This is a genomic window from Ferrovum myxofaciens, from assembly GCF_000735045.1.
Taxonomy (GTDB): domain Bacteria; phylum Pseudomonadota; class Gammaproteobacteria; order Burkholderiales; family Ferrovaceae; genus Ferrovum; species Ferrovum myxofaciens.
Genome location: NZ_JPOQ01000566.1, coordinates 1 through 253 on the forward strand (window position 1 = coordinate 1; position 253 = coordinate 253).

Annotated in this window: 1 pseudogene; it reads right to left on the minus strand. The window is 53.8% G+C overall.

Features of this window, described 5'->3' with window-relative positions:
* Window positions 1–115 precede the first annotated feature (115 nt).
* Window positions 116–253, minus strand: a pseudogene (locus tag IV91_RS17010) (integrase core domain-containing protein); the annotation flags it as partial.

A 253-nucleotide genomic window follows, 5' to 3' on the forward strand; every position in this document is an offset into this window, starting at 1 on the left:
GCCCCGATTTTGCATCTGGTTTGGTTTTCACTATTTCATCTGATGATCCGGGTTCCTTGACGGCAGAACACTTTGCGGGTCGTGGTGGAACAGAGGTGTCCCCCTCAAGGCCACTGAATTTATCTATGATCACCGCCCCACCACCCTTCGCGGTTCGGTATACGATATCAGGCGTCCTGTTTCCCAACGATTGGTGCGGTCGCTCACTGTTGTAGAAGGCAAAGTACTCGGTCAGGCCCACCATCAACTCGCC